Origin of the sequence: Serratia sp. CC22-02, from assembly GCF_900182895.1 — a bacterium.
Lineage (GTDB): Bacteria > Pseudomonadota > Gammaproteobacteria > Enterobacterales > Enterobacteriaceae > Serratia > Serratia nevei.
The window spans coordinates 354,408-371,447 of the sequence record NZ_FXUD01000001.1 but is presented as its reverse complement, the minus strand read 5'-3'; the positions used below and the strand labels follow the sequence as shown (position 1 = coordinate 371,447).

At 59.7% G+C, this 17,040-nt stretch carries 18 protein-coding genes; 12 read left to right on the top strand and 6 right to left on the bottom strand.

What is annotated here, in order from left to right; all coding sequences use genetic code 11:
- The first annotated feature begins 7 nt into the window (after positions 1 to 7).
- The 9 genes from QOL81_RS01670 to lapB all read left to right on the top strand — a co-directional run bounded on the left by QOL81_RS01670 (position 8) and on the right by lapB (position 9,153).
- Positions 8 to 808, top strand: coding sequence for a GolD/DthD family dehydrogenase (locus tag QOL81_RS01670; protein ID WP_283439590.1), 801 nt, complete (start codon positions 8 to 10; stop codon positions 806 to 808).
- A gap of 63 nt (positions 809 to 871) precedes the next feature.
- A complete protein-coding gene (locus tag QOL81_RS01665; RefSeq protein ID WP_043147551.1) occupies positions 872 to 1,804 on the top strand; it encodes a D-ribose ABC transporter substrate-binding protein in 933 nt (310 codons plus the stop codon).
- Positions 1,805 to 1,868: 64 nt separating this feature from the next.
- A complete protein-coding gene (locus QOL81_RS01660) occupies positions 1,869 to 2,486 on the top strand; it encodes a DUF2291 family protein (RefSeq protein ID WP_060423744.1) in 618 nt (205 codons plus the stop codon).
- A gap of 9 nt (positions 2,487 to 2,495) precedes the next feature.
- Entirely contained in the window at positions 2,496 to 3,995 is a 1,500-nt protein-coding gene (locus tag QOL81_RS01655) for a sugar ABC transporter ATP-binding protein (RefSeq protein WP_060423741.1), read from the top strand.
- 10 nt (positions 3,996 to 4,005) lie between these two features.
- Complete coding sequence (locus QOL81_RS01650; RefSeq protein ID WP_060423738.1) at positions 4,006 to 5,070, top strand: ABC transporter permease; 1,065 nt, start codon at positions 4,006 to 4,008, stop codon at positions 5,068 to 5,070.
- Positions 5,063 to 6,586 carry an FGGY family carbohydrate kinase gene (locus tag QOL81_RS01645; protein WP_060423733.1) on the top strand — a complete coding sequence of 508 codons (1,524 nt, stop codon included), beginning with the start codon at positions 5,063 to 5,065 and terminating at the stop codon, positions 6,584 to 6,586. The genes QOL81_RS01650 and QOL81_RS01645 overlap by 8 nt, the downstream gene beginning before the upstream one ends.
- Entirely contained in the window at positions 6,583 to 7,380 is a 798-nt protein-coding gene (locus tag QOL81_RS01640) for an SDR family oxidoreductase (RefSeq protein WP_049271279.1), read from the top strand. Before QOL81_RS01645 ends, QOL81_RS01640 begins: the two co-directional genes overlap by 4 nt.
- Positions 7,381 to 7,671: 291 nt before the next feature.
- Entirely contained in the window at positions 7,672 to 7,974 is a 303-nt protein-coding gene (locus QOL81_RS01635; RefSeq protein ID WP_060423730.1) for a LapA family protein, read from the top strand.
- Between the two features lie 6 nt (positions 7,975 to 7,980).
- Complete coding sequence (lapB, locus tag QOL81_RS01630; protein ID WP_025303023.1) at positions 7,981 to 9,153, top strand: lipopolysaccharide assembly protein LapB; 1,173 nt, start codon at positions 7,981 to 7,983, stop codon at positions 9,151 to 9,153.
- A gap of 67 nt (positions 9,154 to 9,220) precedes the next feature.
- On the opposite strand, the gene QOL81_RS01625 is transcribed toward lapB, so the two are convergent.
- Positions 9,221 to 9,520: an Arc family DNA-binding protein gene (locus tag QOL81_RS01625; RefSeq protein ID WP_038876228.1), complete on the bottom strand. Its 300-nt coding sequence runs from the start codon at positions 9,518 to 9,520 to the stop codon at positions 9,221 to 9,223.
- Between the two features lie 173 nt (positions 9,521 to 9,693).
- Positions 9,694 to 9,954, bottom strand: coding sequence for a multiple stress resistance protein BhsA (gene bhsA, locus QOL81_RS01620; protein ID WP_049200066.1), 261 nt, complete (start codon positions 9,952 to 9,954; stop codon positions 9,694 to 9,696).
- Positions 9,955 to 10,283: 329 nt separating this feature from the next.
- On the opposite strand from bhsA, the gene pyrF reads away from it, so the two are divergent.
- Both pyrF and yciH read left to right on the top strand, forming a co-directional pair.
- Positions 10,284 to 11,012: an orotidine-5'-phosphate decarboxylase gene (gene pyrF, locus QOL81_RS01615; protein WP_042705513.1), complete on the top strand. Its 729-nt coding sequence runs from the start codon at positions 10,284 to 10,286 to the stop codon at positions 11,010 to 11,012.
- Between the two features lie 10 nt (positions 11,013 to 11,022).
- Positions 11,023 to 11,349, top strand: a complete 327-nt coding sequence (yciH, locus tag QOL81_RS01610) for a stress response translation initiation inhibitor YciH (protein ID WP_060418537.1) — start codon at positions 11,023 to 11,025, stop codon at positions 11,347 to 11,349.
- 190 nt (positions 11,350 to 11,539) lie between these two features.
- Here the strand turns inward: yciH and osmB are convergent, their stop codons facing one another.
- The 4 genes from osmB to QOL81_RS01590 form a co-directional block, all read right to left on the bottom strand.
- Positions 11,540 to 11,758: an osmotically-inducible lipoprotein OsmB gene (gene osmB / locus QOL81_RS01605; RefSeq protein WP_004930634.1), complete on the bottom strand. Its 219-nt coding sequence runs from the start codon at positions 11,756 to 11,758 to the stop codon at positions 11,540 to 11,542.
- Positions 11,759 to 12,038: 280 nt separating this feature from the next.
- A complete protein-coding gene (locus tag QOL81_RS01600; RefSeq protein WP_038876236.1) occupies positions 12,039 to 12,785 on the bottom strand; it encodes a DeoR/GlpR family DNA-binding transcription regulator in 747 nt (248 codons plus the stop codon).
- 50 nt (positions 12,786 to 12,835) lie between these two features.
- A complete protein-coding gene (locus QOL81_RS01595) occupies positions 12,836 to 15,268 on the bottom strand; it encodes a formate C-acetyltransferase/glycerol dehydratase family glycyl radical enzyme (RefSeq protein ID WP_060418540.1) in 2,433 nt (810 codons plus the stop codon).
- Positions 15,269 to 15,272: 4 nt separating this feature from the next.
- Positions 15,273 to 16,172, bottom strand: a complete 900-nt coding sequence (locus QOL81_RS01590; RefSeq protein WP_169318472.1) for a glycyl-radical enzyme activating protein — start codon at positions 16,170 to 16,172, stop codon at positions 15,273 to 15,275.
- 149 nt (positions 16,173 to 16,321) lie between these two features.
- Between QOL81_RS01590 and fsa the strand changes: the two genes are divergently transcribed.
- Positions 16,322 to 16,987 carry a fructose-6-phosphate aldolase gene (gene fsa, locus QOL81_RS01585; RefSeq protein WP_283439589.1) on the top strand — a complete coding sequence of 222 codons (666 nt, stop codon included), beginning with the start codon at positions 16,322 to 16,324 and terminating at the stop codon, positions 16,985 to 16,987.
- Positions 16,988 to 17,040 lie beyond the last annotated feature (53 nt).

The window sequence follows — 17,040 nt, the reverse complement described above, 5'->3', positions numbered from 1 at the left end:
GAATGCGATGGATCGGAACGAATACGACGTCAATTTACGCTACGGTGTCGATAGCCGGATGTCGCTGGCAGGGAAGGTTACCGTGATCACCGGCGGTCTGGGCGGCATCGCGATGGCCGCCAATCGCCTGCTGTTGGAAAAGGGCGCGCGCCTGGTATTGATGTATCCGGCCTTTGAAGAGGATAAGGCCGCGGCAGCGCTGCGAGAGTTGGGGGAAGAACAGGTGTTCTGCCAGGTATGTGACGTGACCGATTCCGACTCGGTGGCTGCCGCCTTCAACGCGGCTCAATCTCGCTTTGGTCGGCTCGATATCCTGGTCAACTGCGCGGGCTACGTCAATTTGCAGCCGGCGACGGAGGTCACGCTCGAGGAGTGGCAGCGCCATCTGGCGGTCAATCTCACCGGGCCCTTCCTGTGCTCGCAGGAACTGGCGCGCCGTGCGATAACCGCCGGCCACGGCGGGAAAATCATCAACATCGCATCACAGGCGGCCTCCATCGCCATTGACGATCACTGCGCTTACACCTCCGCCAAGGCAGGGCTGCTGGGCATGACCAAGGTGATGGCCAAAGAATGGGCGCCGCACGGCATTACGGTCAACACGTTATCGCCCACCGTGGTGCTGACGCCTATGGGAGAGAAAGCCTGGCGCGGCGAGAAGGGCGAGGCGATGAAAAAACTGATCCCGCTGGGGCGTTTTGCTTATACCGACGAAATTGCGGCGGCGATCCTGTTTTTTGCCAGCAACGGCAGCGACATGATTACCGGCGCGGACCTGATGATCGACGGCGGTTTTACCATTTGGTAAGCGGCAACCGCAGCGATCGCCAACACCAGACGATGTTCAACACAACGATAAGAGAACACCATCATGAGAAAAATAGCCACTTACCTTACCCTGCTCACCGGTTTTGCCTGCACCTCTGCCATGGCGGCGGAAAAGGGCACGATCGCCATTCTCGTCAATTCGCTGGATAACCCTTATTACTCCGCAGAGGCCAAGGGGGCCGAGAGCAAGGCCAAGTCGCTCGGTTACCAGACGCTGGTGTTGTCGCACGGCGAAGACGTTAAGCGCCAGGGGGAGCTGATCAGCCTGGTTATCGGCCGCAAAGTACAGGGTATCATTTTGGATAACGCCGATTCCCAGGCCAGCGTCGCCGCCGTGCAGCAGGCGAAAAACGCCGGTATTCCGGTGGTACTGATCAACCGCGAGATCCCGGTCGATGGCGTAGCGTTGGCGCAGATCACCCATAACAACTTCCAGGCCGGCTCGGACGTCGCCAACCAGTTTGTAGAAAAAATGGGAGAAACCGGCAAATACGCCGAGCTGACCTGCAACCTGGCGGATAATAACTGCGTCACGCGCTCGCAGTCGTTCCACAACGTGATCGACCAATATCCTGAGATGGTCAGCGTGGCGCGTCAGGATGCCAAGGGCAATCTGCTGGAGGGAAAACGCATCATGGACAGCATTCTGCAGGCGCATCCGGACATCAAAGGCGTGATCTGCGGCAACGGCCCGGTGGCGCTGGGGGCAGTGGCGGCGCTGAAGGCCGCCGGCCGGCAGGATGTCACCGTGGTGGGCATCGACGGCAGCAACGATGAACGCGACGCCATTCTCAACGGTAGCCTCTATGCCAGCGTGATGTTGCAGGCGCAGGCGATCGCCGCGCAGGGCGTTGAAATCCTCGACGGCTATTTCCAATCCGGCAGCTATACCGGCAAGGAGCGCGTGATGTTCCGCGGCATCCTGATCGGCAAAGACAATGCGCAACGGGTCAGTGACTTCAACTTCAAACCGTAATCCGCGCTGAGCGGTGTCTTTCATCACCCCGTCCCGGCGGCGGGGTGCGATCGGAGGTGTTGTTATGTCGATGCGCATTGCGCTGGCCGTCACCGTCGTCCTGACGTTGAGCGGTTGCCGTATCGTCTCGGAGAAAAAGCTGGCGGAGCTTCGCTCCCCGGTGAATCCGCATGTGGCGCAGGCGGCGGAGATTTACCGCAGCCAAATCGCCCCGCAAACGATCAAAACGGCGCAGCCGCTGGGCGAGCTGATCGCCCGGATCGCCCAGGCCAAGGATTTTGACAGCGCCTGTGGTCTGCTGGGGTACCGCGCTCAACCGGAGTTTCCTTGTTATTTCAACGTTAAGGTCAGCGGTGAAGTCGCGGCGGTGAACACCCGGTCGCGCAGCGGAAAATTAACGCTCAAACTGACCGATGCGCCGCTCAGCAGCGTGGAGGTGCAGATCGGGCCGGTTTATCGCGGTACGGCGTTGCGCGACAGCTATCGCGGCCTGAGCTACAGCGATTTCAATGACCAAGCGTTGTTCGGCGATTTTGCCAGGGCGATTAATCAGGCTTCGATCGACGAACTGGCCGGATCCCAACCCAAGGTGGGTGACCACATTACCGTGTATGGCGTATTCAGCAGCTGGCAGGCACCTGTCGAGCCGCTGTTGATCACGCCGGTACGCATTCAACCTTAAGGGGGCGTGATGAGCGAACCGGTCATTATTCAAACGCGCAACGTTTCGCGTCTCTATCCCGGCGTCACGGCATTGGATAGCGTGAGTTATCAAGTGTTTCGCAATCAGGTCAACGTGCTGATCGGCGAAAACGGCGCCGGTAAATCGACCATGATGAAGCTGCTGGCGGGGGTGGAAACCCCGTCCTCCGGCACCATCGAGCTGGAGGGAAAAGCGGTGACGTTAACCTCCACGCAGAAGGCGGAGCGGCTCGGGATCAGCATTATTTTCCAGGAGCTGAATCTGTTCCCCAACCTGTCGGTGATGGACAATATTTTTATGGCCAACGAGTTCTTCCAGCGTGGCCGCATCAATGTGGACTATCAATATCAGCTGGCCAAAGCCTTGCTGCAGCGGCTGGAGTTGGACATCGATCCGCATACGCCGTTGGGCAGCCTCGGCATCGGTCATCAGCAGCTGGTTGAAATTGCTCGCGCGTTGGCGAAGGACACCCGGGTGCTGATCATGGATGAACCAACATCGGCGCTGAGCCAGGCTGAGGTGCGCACGCTGTTTCGGGTGATCGCCGATCTGAAAAAACGCGGCGTCACCATCATCTACATTTCTCACCGTCTGGAAGAGCTGATGGAGATTGGCGATCGCATCACGGTGTTCCGCGATGGGCGTTTTGTTGCCGCCGAGCCGGTCTGCAACGTTAGCATTCCGTGGATCATCGAAAAAATGGTCGGGGAAAAGAGCAAGCACTTTGATTATTGCGCGGCAGAGCAAGGGGATGAAGTGCTGAAGGTCGAACGGTTGACGCTGCCGCGTGAAAGCGGCGGCTATTGCCTTGACGACGTCAGTTTTTCACTGCGCAAAGGGGAAGTGATCGGCATTTATGGCCTGTTGGGCGCCGGCCGCACCGAACTGTTCAAGGTGATCAACGGTGTGATGCGCCAGACCGCCGGCCGCATTCTGCTCAACGGCGAAAGCGTGGAGCGGCTGGGATTTCGTCAACGCATGGCATTGGGCATGGCGCTGGTGCCGGAAGACCGGCAGGCGGAGGGATTGGTGCAGATGATGTCGATCAAGGCCAACATGACCCTGGCCAGCCTGGGGCGCAATGCACTTCGGCCGTTGGCGGCGGCTGGGGAGTGCGCGCTGGTCGATGGCATGATCGAAAAACTGGCGATCAAGGTGAGCGACCGGGAGCTGCCAATCACCAGCCTCAGCGGTGGCAATCAGCAGAAAGTGGTGTTGGGCAAGGCGCTGCTGACCGGGCCGCAGGTGGTGTTTCTCGATGAGCCGACGCGCGGAATCGACGTCGGCGCCAAAACGGACGTTTATCACCTGATTGGCGCTATGGCACGCCAGGGGCTGGCGGTGATGTTCTCTTCGTCGGAGCTGGATGAGGTGGTCTCACTGGCCGACCGGGTGATGGTGATGGCGGACGGGAAGCTGACGGCCGATCTGCCGCGCGAACGGGCCGATCGCGAAACGCTGATCCGCGCCTCAACCCCACATGCATAAGGATAAGGCAATGCAAACCAAGTATCGGTTGTATATGTATTTGCTGCAGGCGCGCACCTTCATCGCCCTGTTGCTGGTGGTGCTGTTTTTCAGCAGCATGGTGCCGAATTTTCTGACCGTCTCCAATCTGCTGATCATGACGCAGCACGTGGCGATTACCGGGTTGCTGGCGGTTGGCATGACGCTGGTGATCCTCACCGGCGGCATCGATTTGTCGGTCGGCGCGGTGGCGGGCTTGTGCGGGATGATCGCCGGTGCGCTGTTGACCGTCGGTATCCCGCTGTGGGACGGCAACCGGCTGTTTCTCAACGTTTTCGAAGTGATCGGTGCGGTGGCGCTGTTGGGCGTATTGTTGGGGTTGGTCAACGGCACGCTGATTACGCGGCTCGGCGTTGCGCCATTCATCTGTACCCTGGGCGCAATGTACGTGGCGCGTGGGGCGGCGTTGCTGACGGCGGACGGCAAAACCTATCCCAATCTGGTGGGCATGGAAGCGCTGGGCAACACCGGTTTCGCGGCCCTGGGATCTGGCACCTTTCTGGGCATTTACAATCCGATTTGGCTGATGTTGGCCATCGTGTTGTTGGGGATCTATCTCACCAAGAAAACGCCGCTTGGGCGCTATATCTATGCGATTGGCGGCAATGAGCCGGCAGCGCGGCTGTCGGGGGTGCCGATCGTCAAAGTGAAAATGTTCGTCTATGCCTTTTCCGGGCTATGCGCGGCGCTGGTGGGGCTGGTTATCGCTTCACAATTGCAAACCGCGCACCCGATGACCGGCAATATGTTCGAGATGGACGCCATCGGCGCGACGGTACTGGGCGGTACGGCGCTGAGCGGTGGCCGCGGCAGGGTATTCGGTTCGATCATCGGTGCTTTTGTGATCGTTTTTCTGGCGGACGGCTTGGTGATGATGGGCGTCAGCGAGTTCTGGCAAATGGTGATTAAAGGATTGGTGATCGTCACCGCCGTGGTGATCGATCAGTTCCAGCAGCGTTTGCAAAGCAAGGTCATTTTGATGCAGCGCCAGGAAAAAAAAGCGGTGCAGCCGCTGGCTGAGGTGAGCCATGGCTAAAGCGGATTGCATTGTCGCGTTGGACGAGGGCACCAGCAACGCCAAGGCCGTGGTGGTGGATGCTCAGGGGACGATCGTTGCCAGGGCCAGCAGGCCGCTGACGCTGCAGACGCCGCAACCCGGTTGGGTGGAACAGCGGGGCGAGGCCTTACTGGAAGCCTCTCTGGCGGTGCTGCGGGAAGCGATTGCGTTGGCCGGGGCATCCCGTATTGCCGGTATCGCCATCAGCAACCAGCGTGAAACCGCCATCGGCTGGCGACGTTCCGACGGCCAGCCGATCGGGCCGGCCTTAACCTGGCAATGTGCGCGCGCTGCCGATTTTTGTGAACGGCTGCGGCACGATCGGCAGGCCGAAGTGGTGCGCCACGCCACCGGTCTGCCGCTTTCACCGCTGTTCTCGGCGTCGAAAATGCGTTGGTTGCTCGACCATTGCGAAGAGGGGCAACGGATGGCGGAGAACGGGGAGATCTGCCTTGGTACCATCGATGCCTGGCTGCTGTGGCAGTTGAGCGGAGGACAGGCATTCGGTTGTGATACCTCCAATGCCGCTCGTACTCAATTGCTGAACCTTGCTTCCGGCGATTGGGACGAGCGGATGCTGGCGCTGTTCAACATTCCCCGTCAGGCGCTACCGACGATCCACCCTTCCAGTCATCTGTTCGGCACGACGTTGGGATTGGAAGGCATTGCCGACGGCATTCCGATTGGCGCGATGGTGGGCGACTCGCATGCGGCGCTGTACGGCCATGCGCTTGGCCAGGCAGGGCAGGCTAAGGCCACTTATGGCACCGGATCATCGGTGATGGCGCCGATCGCCGAAGCGCTATGCGGTACGAGCGCTTTGGCAACGACCGTCGCCTGGCACGATGGTGGGCGTATGCAGTATGCGCTGGAGGGCAATATTCCCCACACCGGCGACGCCATTGCCTGGATGCTGGATATCACCGCCATACCGCCGGGGGACGAGGCGCTGTTAAGTGAGCTGCCTGTTCGCGTGCCCGACAGCGGAGGCGTTTATTTTGTACCGGCATTGACCGGGGCCGGTGCGCCCTGGTGGGACGAACAGGCGCGCGGCGTGATCTGCGGGCTCAGTCGCGGCACGCGGCGGGAACATGTGGTGCGGGCCGCTTTTGAAGCGGTGGCTTATCAAATCGCCGATGTGATCGACGTATTGCGGCAACAGCCGGGCTTTGTACTGCAGGGGTTAATGGCCGATGGCGGCCCGAGCCGCAATGACTGGCTGATGCAGTTTCAGGCCGATTTGTTGGGTTGCCCTGTGTGGCGCAGCAACACGGCGGAACTCTCGGCGCTGGGGGCGGCGCTGATGGCGATGCGCTGCCTGTGGGGGACTTCCGATCGGCAACTGGTGGCATTGTTGCCCCAACATGATGAATTTAAACCCGATATGCAGCGCCATCGGCAGCTGCAGGAAAACTACAGCGCCTGGCGGCAGGCGGTACAACGCACCTTGTGGCGGCCGCAAGCGGCTGCATTGATGACAGGAGAACAACCATGAATCGTGATTTCACGGGAAAAACCGTGGTGATTACCGGCGCATGCCGCGGCATTGGCGCGGGTATCGCCGAACGTTTCGCCAGTTTGGGTGCCAATCTGGTGATTGCATCGAATGCGGAACGCATTCTGACCACGGCGGAAACGCTGCGCCAGCGTTATCGGGTGGCGGTTCTGCCGATTATCCTCGACGTGACCGATGAAGCGCAGGTGATTGATTTTTATCGTCAGGCGTGGGAGCGATTCGGCGCGATCGACGTTTCGATTCAAAATGCCGGGGTGATCACTATCGATCGTTTTGACCAGATGCCCAAAAGCGATTTTGAGAAAGTGTTGGCGGTAAATACCACGGCGGTCTGGCTCTGCTGCCGGGAGGCGGCCAAATATATGGTCGGCCAACGCCGGGGGCGGCTGATCAACACCTCTTCCGGTCAGGGACGTAACGGGTTCATTTACACACCGCATTACGCCGCCAGCAAAATGGGCGTGATCGGCATTACGCAGAGTTTAGCGCTGGAACTGGCACCGCATGGCATCACCGTCAATGCATTCTGCCCCGGCATCATTGAAAGCGAGATGTGGGAATATAACGACCGCGTTTGGGGCGAAATTCTCAGTGGCCCGGAAAAAACCTATGGCAAAGGAGAGTTGATGGCCGAGTGGGTGGCGGGGATTCCGCTTAAGCGCGCCGGTCAACCCGAGGACGTGGCGGGCCTCGTGGCTTTCCTTGCCTCGGACGATGCCGACTATATTACCGGCCAGACCATCAATGTGGACGGCGGGTTAATCATGTCCTGACGTGACCATGTCACAAAAAGGCGGCGTCGGATCGGCGCCGCATTAACCGCTTACATTTTCCCGCCATTGCAATCCGCCCGGCCGCCCCCATATCCTTATAAATTCGACGTTTTGAGAAGCTTTCTCATCAATTTGTTCGCTAAGGCCGTTTACTGCCGAATATGCCAGCAGATATGTGGTTTTATCGTGCCGCAGGGTTTCCCTGCCGCAACGGGAAATGCTAACTTAAGGGTTAGGGACGCCACGTTTTGGCATCGTTCATCCGATTCACTCGGCATCGCGGGAAAGAATGTGAAATATTTGCTGATTTTTTTGTTGGTTCTGGTGATCTTCGTGATTTCCGTCACCTTGGGTGCGCATAACGATCAGGTGGTCAATTTTAACTATCTGGTTGCGCAGGGCGATTATCGCGTATCGACCCTGTTGGCCACGCTGTTTGGCGCCGGTTTCGTTCTTGGCTGGATCATTTGCGGCCTGTTTTACCTGCGCACGCGCATTGCGCTGGGCCGCGCCGAGCGCAAGATCAAAAGGCTGGAGCTGCAGCTTGAGCAGCCCGCTGAATCGGCGGCTCAGCCCGTTGTCAGCAAGGAATAATCCTCTATGTTAGAACTGCTGTTTCTGTTGCTGCCCGTGGCTGCCGCGTACGGTTGGTACATGGGGCGCAGAAGCGCTCAGCAGGATAAACAGCAAGAAGCCAACCGCCTGTCGCGTGAATACGTGGCAGGGGTGAACTTTCTGCTTTCCAACCAGCAGGACAAGGCGGTCGATCTGTTCCTCGACATGTTGAAAGAGGACAGCAACACCGTTGAAGCCCACCTGACGCTGGGTAACCTGTTCCGTTCGCGTGGTGAAGTCGACCGCGCCATCCGCATCCATCAGGCCTTGATGGAAAGCGCCTCTCTGACCTTCGAACAGCGTCTGCTGGCGGTACAGCAGCTGGGCCGCGACTATATGGCGGCCGGGCTGTACGATCGTGCGGAAGACATGTTCAGCCAGTTGACTGACGAAGCGGATTTTCGCGTATCGGCGCTGCAGCAACTGCTGGTGATCCATCAGGCCACCAGCGATTGGCAAAAAGCGATCGACGTGGCGGAAAAGTTGGTCAAGCTGGGTAAAGAGAAACAACGTGTCGAGATCGCACACTTCTATTGTGAACTGGCGCTGCAGGCGATGGGCAGCGACGATCTCGATCGGGCGATGAGCCTGCTCAAGCGTGCGGACGCAGCCGATAAACAGTGTGCGCGCGTGTCCATCATGTTCGGCCGCATCTATATGGCGCAAAACGACTACGCCAAAGCCGCCGAGTCGCTGCAACGCGTACTGAGTCAGGATAAAGAGTTGGTCAGCGAAACGCTGCCGATGCTGCAGGAATGCTACACCCATCTGCCGGAACAACAGCACAACTGGGCTGAATTCCTGAAGCGCTGCGTAGAAGAGAACACCGGTGCCACCGCCGATCTGATGCTGGCCGAGATCATCGAGCAGCACGAAGGGCGCGACGTGGTGCAGGTCTATATCAACCGCCAGCTGCAACGCCATCCGACCATGCGGGTATTTTACCGGCTGATGGATTATCACCTGGCGGACGCCGAAGACGGCCGGGCGAAAGAGAGCCTGCTGCTGTTGCGCGATATGGTCGGCGAGCAAATTCGCACCAAACCGCGTTACCGCTGCCACAAATGCGGCTTCACCGCGCACTCGCTCTATTGGCATTGCCCGTCGTGCCGCGCCTGGTCATCGGTTAAACCGATCCGCGGCCTGGATGGGCAATAACGCCGCGGCACCAAAATAAAACGGGGCGATTTATCGCCCCGTTTTTTTATGTTTGTCTGTTCGTCGTTTACTTTTTCTTGCCGCCTTTGGCGCCGGTTTTCAACAGCTGGCGGAGTTTCTTCAGCTCTTTCTGGCTCAGAGGCTGTTCAATTTCTTCTTCGGTGCTTTGGTTGTCGATCTCGCCATGGTGCAGCTCATCCGCCTTTTTGGCCGGTTTTTCTGCCTTGGCGGCGGGCGCACTGAAGCTGCTTTCCAGGCGCTGGCACACTTCCACGCTCAACGAAAATTCGTTTTCAGCGGCGGCGGCGCGGATTTTTTCCTTGAGTTCCAGAGGAATTTTAATGGTAAGTGTCGATATCTCGCTCATTTTGAAAGCCTTTCTGCAGGAAGATGCCTTCAAGCTAAGCCACTGGCGATCGGGTGTCTAGTGTGTAATAAAAATTTAATATTTCTGTAACAAATAGGGGCGGGGGAAAACGCGGGTTTTTTAGGCGAGAAACAGAGGCAGGGCCCGAACGCGCGGGCCCTGTACCAGAAATGTTATTTGTAGATGATGGCGGTGCCGCTCAGCATGTTGTTACCACCGGCGGAGATGATGCGGTAGCTGCTGGCGCCTTGAGCGTCGGCCTTAGCGGCCAGCTTTTTCTCCAGGCTGCTGAGGGTGGTCGCGTGGCCTGCGGAAACGATGCCGGTGGCGGTCAGGTTATCGGCCTGCTGGCTGTTGACCGGTTCAGCGGCGAAGGTGGCGAAAGAGGTCAGTGCGATAGCAGCAGCGGCTGCAAAATATTTGATGGTTTTCATAGGTGACTCCAGTCTGTTTATTTAGGAAGGAAGCCATTCGCTTCCGATGGACTGAATAATAAAGCATCTGCAAAGATTGAAAATCTGATAATGCTGAGTAATTCATTCAAAATATCTGATTAACAATTTACGCATCTTTACGGCGTTTTACGCTGCGTGGTTTATCGCTGATGCGCTTTCGTTGACGCGCCATGACAAAGGTGAGAGGTAACATGACAGAGCGCCGCTGTGCGCTGCGGCTGGGATTTCTGCCCCCCGACATGTAGAATGCGGCGGTCAGTTTCGCGGGTGAGTCCCTGATTATGTCTATTTTAGAGAAGGTAGAAGAAATGAAGTCTGAAAATAACGCTAATAACAATGACTTAAAATCATCTCCAATCGTTGTGGCGTTAGATTACGCCGATAAGAACGCTGCGCTGGCGTTCGCCGACCGTATCGATCCGCAAGACTGCCGGCTGAAAGTGGGCAAAGAAATGTTCACGCTGTTTGGGCCGCAGCTGGTGCGCGATCTGCATGGGCGTGGCTTCGACGTGTTTCTCGACCTGAAATTCCACGATATTCCCAATACCACCGCGCATGCGGTCGCGGCGGCGGCCGAGCTGGGCGTTTGGATGGTCAACGTCCACGCCAGCGGCGGCGCGCGCATGATGACCGCCGCTAAAGAAGCGCTGGCGTCATTCGGGGCGGATGCGCCGCTGCTGATTGCCGTGACGGTGCTCACTAGCATGGAAGCGGAAGACCTGCGCGGCATCGGCATCGAGGCCAGCCCGGCGGAACACGCCGAGCGCCTGGCGCGCCTGACCCGCGACTGTGGGCTGGACGGCGTGGTGTGTTCGGCACACGAAGCTCAGCGGCTGAAGGCGGCCTGCGGGCAGGCATTCCAGCTGGTTACGCCGGGGATCCGCCCTGAAGGCAGCGCAGCGGGCGATCAGCGCCGTATCATGACGCCGGTGCAGGCACAGGCCGCCGGCGTGGACTACATGGTGATTGGGCGTCCGATCACCCAATCTGCCGATCCGGCCGCGACGCTGCGCGCGATCCGCGCCTCTTTGGCCTGAGGAGCCGCCAATGAATGACGATAACAGCCGCCTGGTGTATTCCACGGACACCGGCCGTATCAAGCAGGAAGAGGTTAAACCGCAACGCGCCAAGGGTGACGGCATCGTGCGCATCCAGCGTCAAACCAGCGGCCGCAAGGGGAAGGGCGTGTGCCTGATCGCCGGTGTCGATCTGGATGACGCTGCGCTCGACAAACTGGCGGCCGAGCTGAAAAAGAAATGCGGCTGCGGCGGTTCGGTGAAAGACGGGATCATCGAAATCCAGGGCGATAAACGCGATCTGCTCAAGCAGCTGCTGGAAGCCAAAGGCATGAAGGTCAAACTGGCGGGCGGTTGAGCTGAATCGCCATACCGCGGTGCAATGCCGCGGCATGGCTTGAGGTTGTTGCTGCCGGGGGTTAGCCCGTTAACGGCAAAAGAACCATAGACTTAAAGTAAAACAGACCTGAAATCATCGTTATTCTGGTTAATACGTCAAAGCGCCGAGGCGCTTTTGCCAGCCTGTTGGCCGAGGACGCTCGGTCAGGTTATTTGCCAACCTGGTGACCGATAATGCCCCCCACCGCAGCCCCACCCAGCGTGCCCAACGCGCTGCCGTTGGTCAGCACTGCACCGCCGACTGCACCGGCACCGGCACCGATTGCGGTGTTGCGATCGCGTTTGGACATGTTGGAACAGGCGCTGAGTGAAAACGCCAGAGTCAGTGCCAGAGCGGCGGTGGCGAAACGTTTATTGATAATCATCATAATGACTTCTCCTTAGCATTGGCTATATGGAAGTGCCCTATAAGTATAGGCGTTAACCATAAATCAGGCCTGCCGTTGGTTCCCATACAGTATCGATATAAAAAATGGCATTTTTTGTTAAAAGCCGAATAATTAGCAAGTTACGGCCCAAAAGTTGCCGAAACTGAGTATAGGTTTCTCGGGAAGGATAAACAGGTAAATAGTCTTAAAATCCCGCTGCGCAGGGGGAAAGGCGCGCGGCGTGGCCCGCGCGGCGCGCTTGGTATGATGGGGGCCCGCGTTAGTCGTTGACCAACTCCACCTGTATGCCCTGGCGTTTCAGCTGATGCTGATACTCGAGCGCCAAGCGCGAATCGGTGATCACCCGGCTGATCTGGCCCGGCTGCGCCAGCGGGTTGGGCTGGATCTGGCCGAATTTGCTGGAGTCCGTTAGCACGATATTCTCCACGCCCTTGGCCAGCACTGCGCTGACCACGTCGGCGCGCATCATGTCGCGGCCGGTAAAGCCGGTTTCGGCCTGAAAGCCGTCAATGCCGATAAACGCCTTGTTGAAATGCACCTGCTGAATGCACAGCCGCGTGAGTGGGCCGACCACGGTCTCGCTTTTCTTCTGGTACATGCCGCCCAGCACAATCACGTCGCAGTCAGTTTCTTTCAGCAGGTTGGCGATGTAGTGGCTGACGGTGATCAGCGTAATGCGCTTGCGTTCGGCGATGTAGCGCGCCAGCAGGGCGTTGGCGCTGCCGCTCTCGATAAAGATCGTCTCGCCGTCGTTGACCTGCGCGGCGGCATACTGCGCCAGCCGCTGCTTGAGAGTGAAGTTGGACATCATGCGGGCGTCGACGTCGTCGCTCTCCAGCGCCACGGCGGAGCCATGTACCCGCTTCAGGTAGCTGCGCTTTTCCAGCAGGTTGAGATCTTGCCGGATGGTGACTTCCGAGACGCCCGAGGCGCGCGCTAGCTCATTGACGCTGATCCGCCGGCGATCGTTAACCAACTGCAATATGGTCTGTTGTCGTAAATTCATATCGGCCTGATGATGCGGCCGCCAAGGTGCGGCCGCTAAGAGTCAAAGGTTTAAAGAGTATGTTCTGTGCGCGCAATAATATCATCCTGCGCCTCAGGGGATAATGCGGTAAAGAAGGCGGAATAGCCAGCTACGCGAACCACTAAATCACGATATTGGTCAGGGTGTTGCTTCGCTGCCAGCAGCGTTTCGCGCGACACGATGTTGTACTGCACATGCCAGCCGCGATAGCTCTCGAAGAAGGTGCGCAACATCAGCATCAGCTTTTCCCGATCGCGTGGGTTGTCCAGCGTCGTCGGGTTCAGCTTTTGGTTGAGCAACACGCCGCCGAGGATCGCTTCGGTCGGTAGCTTGGCGAGCGAATTGAACACCGCCGTCGGCCCCAGGTGGTCGGTGCCGGACGCCGGGCTGGCGCCTTCCGCCAGCGGCTGGTGCGCCTTACGGCCATCCGGGGTCGCCAGGGTGGCGGCGCCGAAGGGCACGTTGGCTGAGATAGACGACGTACCGGAGTAGTAGCCGCCGCCGATCGGCCCGCGGCCGAAGCGGGTGTTGCGATACTGCTTCAGTTCCTCGATGTAGGTTTGGTAGGCGCGCACCAGCAGCCGATCGACGTCGTCCACGTCGTTGCCGTATTTGGGCGCGGCGTTGAGCAGCCGCTGGCGCAGCTGTTCGCCATCCAGCCCGGCGAAGTCGTCGGCCAGCGCCGCCGCCAACTGCTGCTGGCCGATTGTCCCTTGCTCGAACACCAGTTTGCGCACCGCCGCCAGGCTGTTGCCGAGGTTGGCGATGCCGACCTGCAGGCCGGAAACCCAGTCGTACTTGGCGCCGCCTTGCTTGATGCTTTTGCCGCGTTCGATGCAGTCGTCCACCAGCGCGGAACAGAGGATATCGTGGGCGTTCTCCTCCAGCACGCTGTCCACCACGCATTCGACCTCAATTGACTTGCGCGTGTAGTAACGGATTTGCCGATCCCACGCTGCCATCACCTGCTCGAAATCGGCGAAGTTCCCTTTGGACAGCGCCTGTTCCTGCGGCAGGAAAATCTGCCCGGAGGTGGCGTCGCGGCCCTGTTCCAGCGCCGCCAGCAGCACGCGGGCGAAGTTGATGAAGCTCATGCCGGTGCAGCGATAGCCCCATTTGCCGCCGACGGCGGTCTCGATGCAGCCGATGGCGGCATAGTCGTAGGCGTCCTGTGGCTCAACCCCCAGTTTGATGAACTCGGGAATGACGATTTCGTCGTTGTTGAACGCCGGCATGCCGAAGCCGCAGCGGATCACCTGCACGCAGGCGTCGAGGAAATCGGCGCTCATTCCGGCGTGGTAACGCACGCTGAGGTTGGGCTGGGTGGAGCGCAGGCGGCCGCAGGACTCGAGAATGGCGTAGGACAGCGGGTTGACCGCGTCGCACGGCCGGCCGTCGATCAGTTTTTGGCCGCCGATGGTGACGTTTTGGTACAGCGGGCTGCCGGCGGAGGCCTTGGAGTGCGAGCCGGAGCGGATCTTGTTGACCTCCAGCAGCTTCAGCCAGCAGCTGTGCAGCAGCTCGATGGCGTCTTCCCGCGCCAGGTTTTGCTCCAGCTCGACGTCGCGCCGATACCAGGGATAGAGATATTGGTCGAGACGACCAAAGGAAACCGAATGGCCGTTGGATTCGATCTGCAACGTCAGCTGGATGAAATAGCACAGCTGCAGCGCCTGCCAGAAGGTCTGCGGCGGACGATGGGCGATCAGATCGCAGTTGTCTGCGATAGCCAGCAGCTCGGTGCGCCGCCAGTCGCGGGTTTCGCGTTGCGCCATGTCGCGCGCCATGCGAGCGAAGCGCAGGATGTGCTCGCTCAGCGCCGCCAGTACGATGTCGATGGCGTTGAGAAACTGCGCTTTGTGCAGATCTTCCCATTCGGTCAGGTGCAGGCGGCTGCGGCGCGCGTTCACCTTTTCACGCAGGCCGTCGAGGCCTAGCGCCAGCAGCAGCGGGAAGTTGACCGCCAGGTGGGCGTCGCCGGAGGTCATGTTGCCCTCGGCCTTGATGATGCCGGTGGCCAGCAGCGCCTTCTGTTCGTCGGTAAACATGCCGTAGCAGCGATCCTGCACCGTTTGGCCGCGCCACCAGGGGCAAAGACGGTGCAAAATCGCCTTGTTCTCTTCGCTGACCGAGAAGCCGGCGCCCGGCCGGTCGGCCAACTGGTCGATCTCGTTTTCTATCCAGCCGACGGTGTATTCGGGGAAGATCGGCGCGGCGCGCAGCTCACTGGCCTGGTTGCCGATGATCAGCTCGTCGTTGGCGATCCAGATACTGCGCTTCGCCAGGTGGTTGGCCAGCGCCAGCGCACGGCGCACCGGCAGCGGCCGATCCTGATGCTGTTGATAGGCTTCGGTATAGTGCTGCGCGCGTTCGGTGCACACCGGCGGTTTGACGATGTGGATCAGCGCGTTCTTATGCGCCTGAATACGGGCGCTGAGGGTGGTCAAATCCAATGTGGTCATGGCGTTATCCTCGCAAAATGGCGGTCAGGCCTTTGGCGCCGGCGTACGCTTCGGCGAAGGCCAGCAGATCGGGCGCGTCCAGCGGCGTGCGGGCGGCGCGGTAGGGCTCGCCGAGCAGGTGATACTTGTTGATGCCCAGCGTGTGGTACGGCAGAAAATGGATCTCCGATACGCCGATCTCGTCGGCGGCGAAGTCGACAATCGCGCGGACAGAGTGGCGATCGGCGTTGAAATCGGGGATCAGCGGCACGCGCACGGTCATTGGCACGCCGTGCGCCGCCAGACGACGAAAATTGTTCATCACCCGACGGGCGGAGCCGCCGGTCCAGGTTTTAAAACGCGCTTCATCGGTGTGTTTGAGATCGGCCAACAGCAGATCCAGCCAGGGCAACGAAGGGGCGATGTAGCGCCAGGGAACGTGCAGACAGGATTCGACGGCGGTGTGGATGCCGGCTTCCCGGCCGCGCCGCAGCAGCTCCGCCGCGATTTCCGGCTGCATAAAGGGTTCGCCGCCGGACAGCGTTAAACCGCCGCCGCTGCGCAGGTAGAAAGGCTTATCCCGCATCACCTCGGCCATGATATCGTCGGGGTTGACCACGCTGCCGCACAGGCTGAGCGCGCCGGTCGGGCAGGCGGCGGCCAGCGCCGCATAGTCGTCTTTGCTGATGACGTCGCGCCGCAGCGTCAATGCTCCCTCGTCACGCCGCAGGCCTTGCGGGCAGCGCTCGGTGCACAGCGTACAGCCGCTCAGGCACAGGCGCTCGTCAAACAGCAGATCCGCGTGGCGCGAGCGGCTTTCCGGGTTCTGACACCAGCGGCAGCTCAGCGGGCACCCTTTTAAAAAGACCACGCTGCGGATGCCAGGGCCATCATGGGTCGAGTAGCGCTGCAGATTGAAGAACATGAGTCACCCGTTTGGCGTTGCTGAATCTTTCGCCATTAAAGATGTTTCGAATGAAAGTTGAATTGATTTTGGTCAAAAGTTGGCAGGGTTTTTGCCCTATGATGATCAGAGTTTGAATCCGCCCACAGAACATGACACAGGAGTCCGTGATGGAGCTTTATCTCGATACCGCCGATGTGACTGCGGTAAAACGCCTGGCGCGCATTCTGCCGCTGCACGGCGTCACCACCAACCCGAGCATCGTGGCGAAGGAAGGCAAGCCGATCTGGGAAGTGCTGCCTGCGCTGCGCGACGCCCTCGGCGGCACCGGCAAGCTGTTCGCGCAGGTGATGGCGGCCGATGCCGAGCGCATGGTGGCGGAGGCGGCGCTGCTCAGCCAGCGCGTACCGGGGCTGGTGGTGAAGATCCCGGCAACCGCCGAGGGGCTGGCTGCGATCAAGAAGCTTAAAACGATGTCCATTCCGACGCTGGGCACGGCGGTATACGGCGCCGGGCAGGGGCTGCTGGCGGCCTTGGCCGGGGCGGAATATGTGGCGCCTTACGTCAATCGGGTAGATGCGCAGGGCGGCGACGGTATCGAAATGGTGCACGAGCTGCAGCAACTGCTGAGCCTGCACGCGCCGTCGGCGCATGTGCTGGCCGCCAGCTTTAAAACGCCGCGCCAGGCGCTGGAATGCCTGCTGGCGGGCTGCCAGGCCATCACGCTGCCGGTGGATGTGGCGGAGCAGTTCCTCAGCGCGCCAGCGGTGCAGGCCGCGGTCGAGAAGTTCGAGCAGGATTGGCAGGGGGCTTTCGGCTCCACGCTGCTGGGTTAAAGCCTGGCCAGTAAAAAGGGCGCCGCGGCGCCCTTGCTGGATGACTGAAACGC

Coding starts and splice junctions, on each gene's coding strand:
- QOL81_RS01670 (WP_283439590.1), top strand. CDS start 8: ATGGATCGGAACGAATACGACGTCAATTTACGCTACGGTGTCGATAGC.
- QOL81_RS01665 (WP_043147551.1), top strand. CDS start 872: ATGAGAAAAATAGCCACTTACCTTACCCTGCTCACCGGTTTTGCCTGC.
- QOL81_RS01660 (WP_060423744.1), top strand. CDS start 1,869: ATGTCGATGCGCATTGCGCTGGCCGTCACCGTCGTCCTGACGTTGAGC.
- QOL81_RS01655 (WP_060423741.1), top strand. CDS start 2,496: ATGAGCGAACCGGTCATTATTCAAACGCGCAACGTTTCGCGTCTCTAT.
- QOL81_RS01650 (WP_060423738.1), top strand. CDS start 4,006: ATGCAAACCAAGTATCGGTTGTATATGTATTTGCTGCAGGCGCGCACC.
- QOL81_RS01645 (WP_060423733.1), top strand. CDS start 5,063: ATGGCTAAAGCGGATTGCATTGTCGCGTTGGACGAGGGCACCAGCAAC.
- QOL81_RS01640 (WP_049271279.1), top strand. CDS start 6,583: ATGAATCGTGATTTCACGGGAAAAACCGTGGTGATTACCGGCGCATGC.
- lapB (WP_025303023.1), top strand. CDS start 7,981: ATGTTAGAACTGCTGTTTCTGTTGCTGCCCGTGGCTGCCGCGTACGGT.
- QOL81_RS01625 (WP_038876228.1), bottom strand. CDS start 9,520: ATGAGCGAGATATCGACACTTACCATTAAAATTCCTCTGGAACTCAAG.
- bhsA (WP_049200066.1), bottom strand. CDS start 9,954: ATGAAAACCATCAAATATTTTGCAGCCGCTGCTGCTATCGCACTGACC.
- pyrF (WP_042705513.1), top strand. CDS start 10,284: ATGAAGTCTGAAAATAACGCTAATAACAATGACTTAAAATCATCTCCA.
- yciH (WP_060418537.1), top strand. CDS start 11,023: ATGAATGACGATAACAGCCGCCTGGTGTATTCCACGGACACCGGCCGT.
- osmB (WP_004930634.1), bottom strand. CDS start 11,758: ATGATGATTATCAATAAACGTTTCGCCACCGCCGCTCTGGCACTGACT.
- QOL81_RS01600 (WP_038876236.1), bottom strand. CDS start 12,785: ATGAATTTACGACAACAGACCATATTGCAGTTGGTTAACGATCGCCGG.
- QOL81_RS01595 (WP_060418540.1), bottom strand. CDS start 15,268: ATGACCACATTGGATTTGACCACCCTCAGCGCCCGTATTCAGGCGCAT.
- QOL81_RS01590 (WP_169318472.1), bottom strand. CDS start 16,172: ATGTTCTTCAATCTGCAGCGCTACTCGACCCATGATGGCCCTGGCATC.
- fsa (WP_283439589.1), top strand. CDS start 16,322: ATGGAGCTTTATCTCGATACCGCCGATGTGACTGCGGTAAAACGCCTG.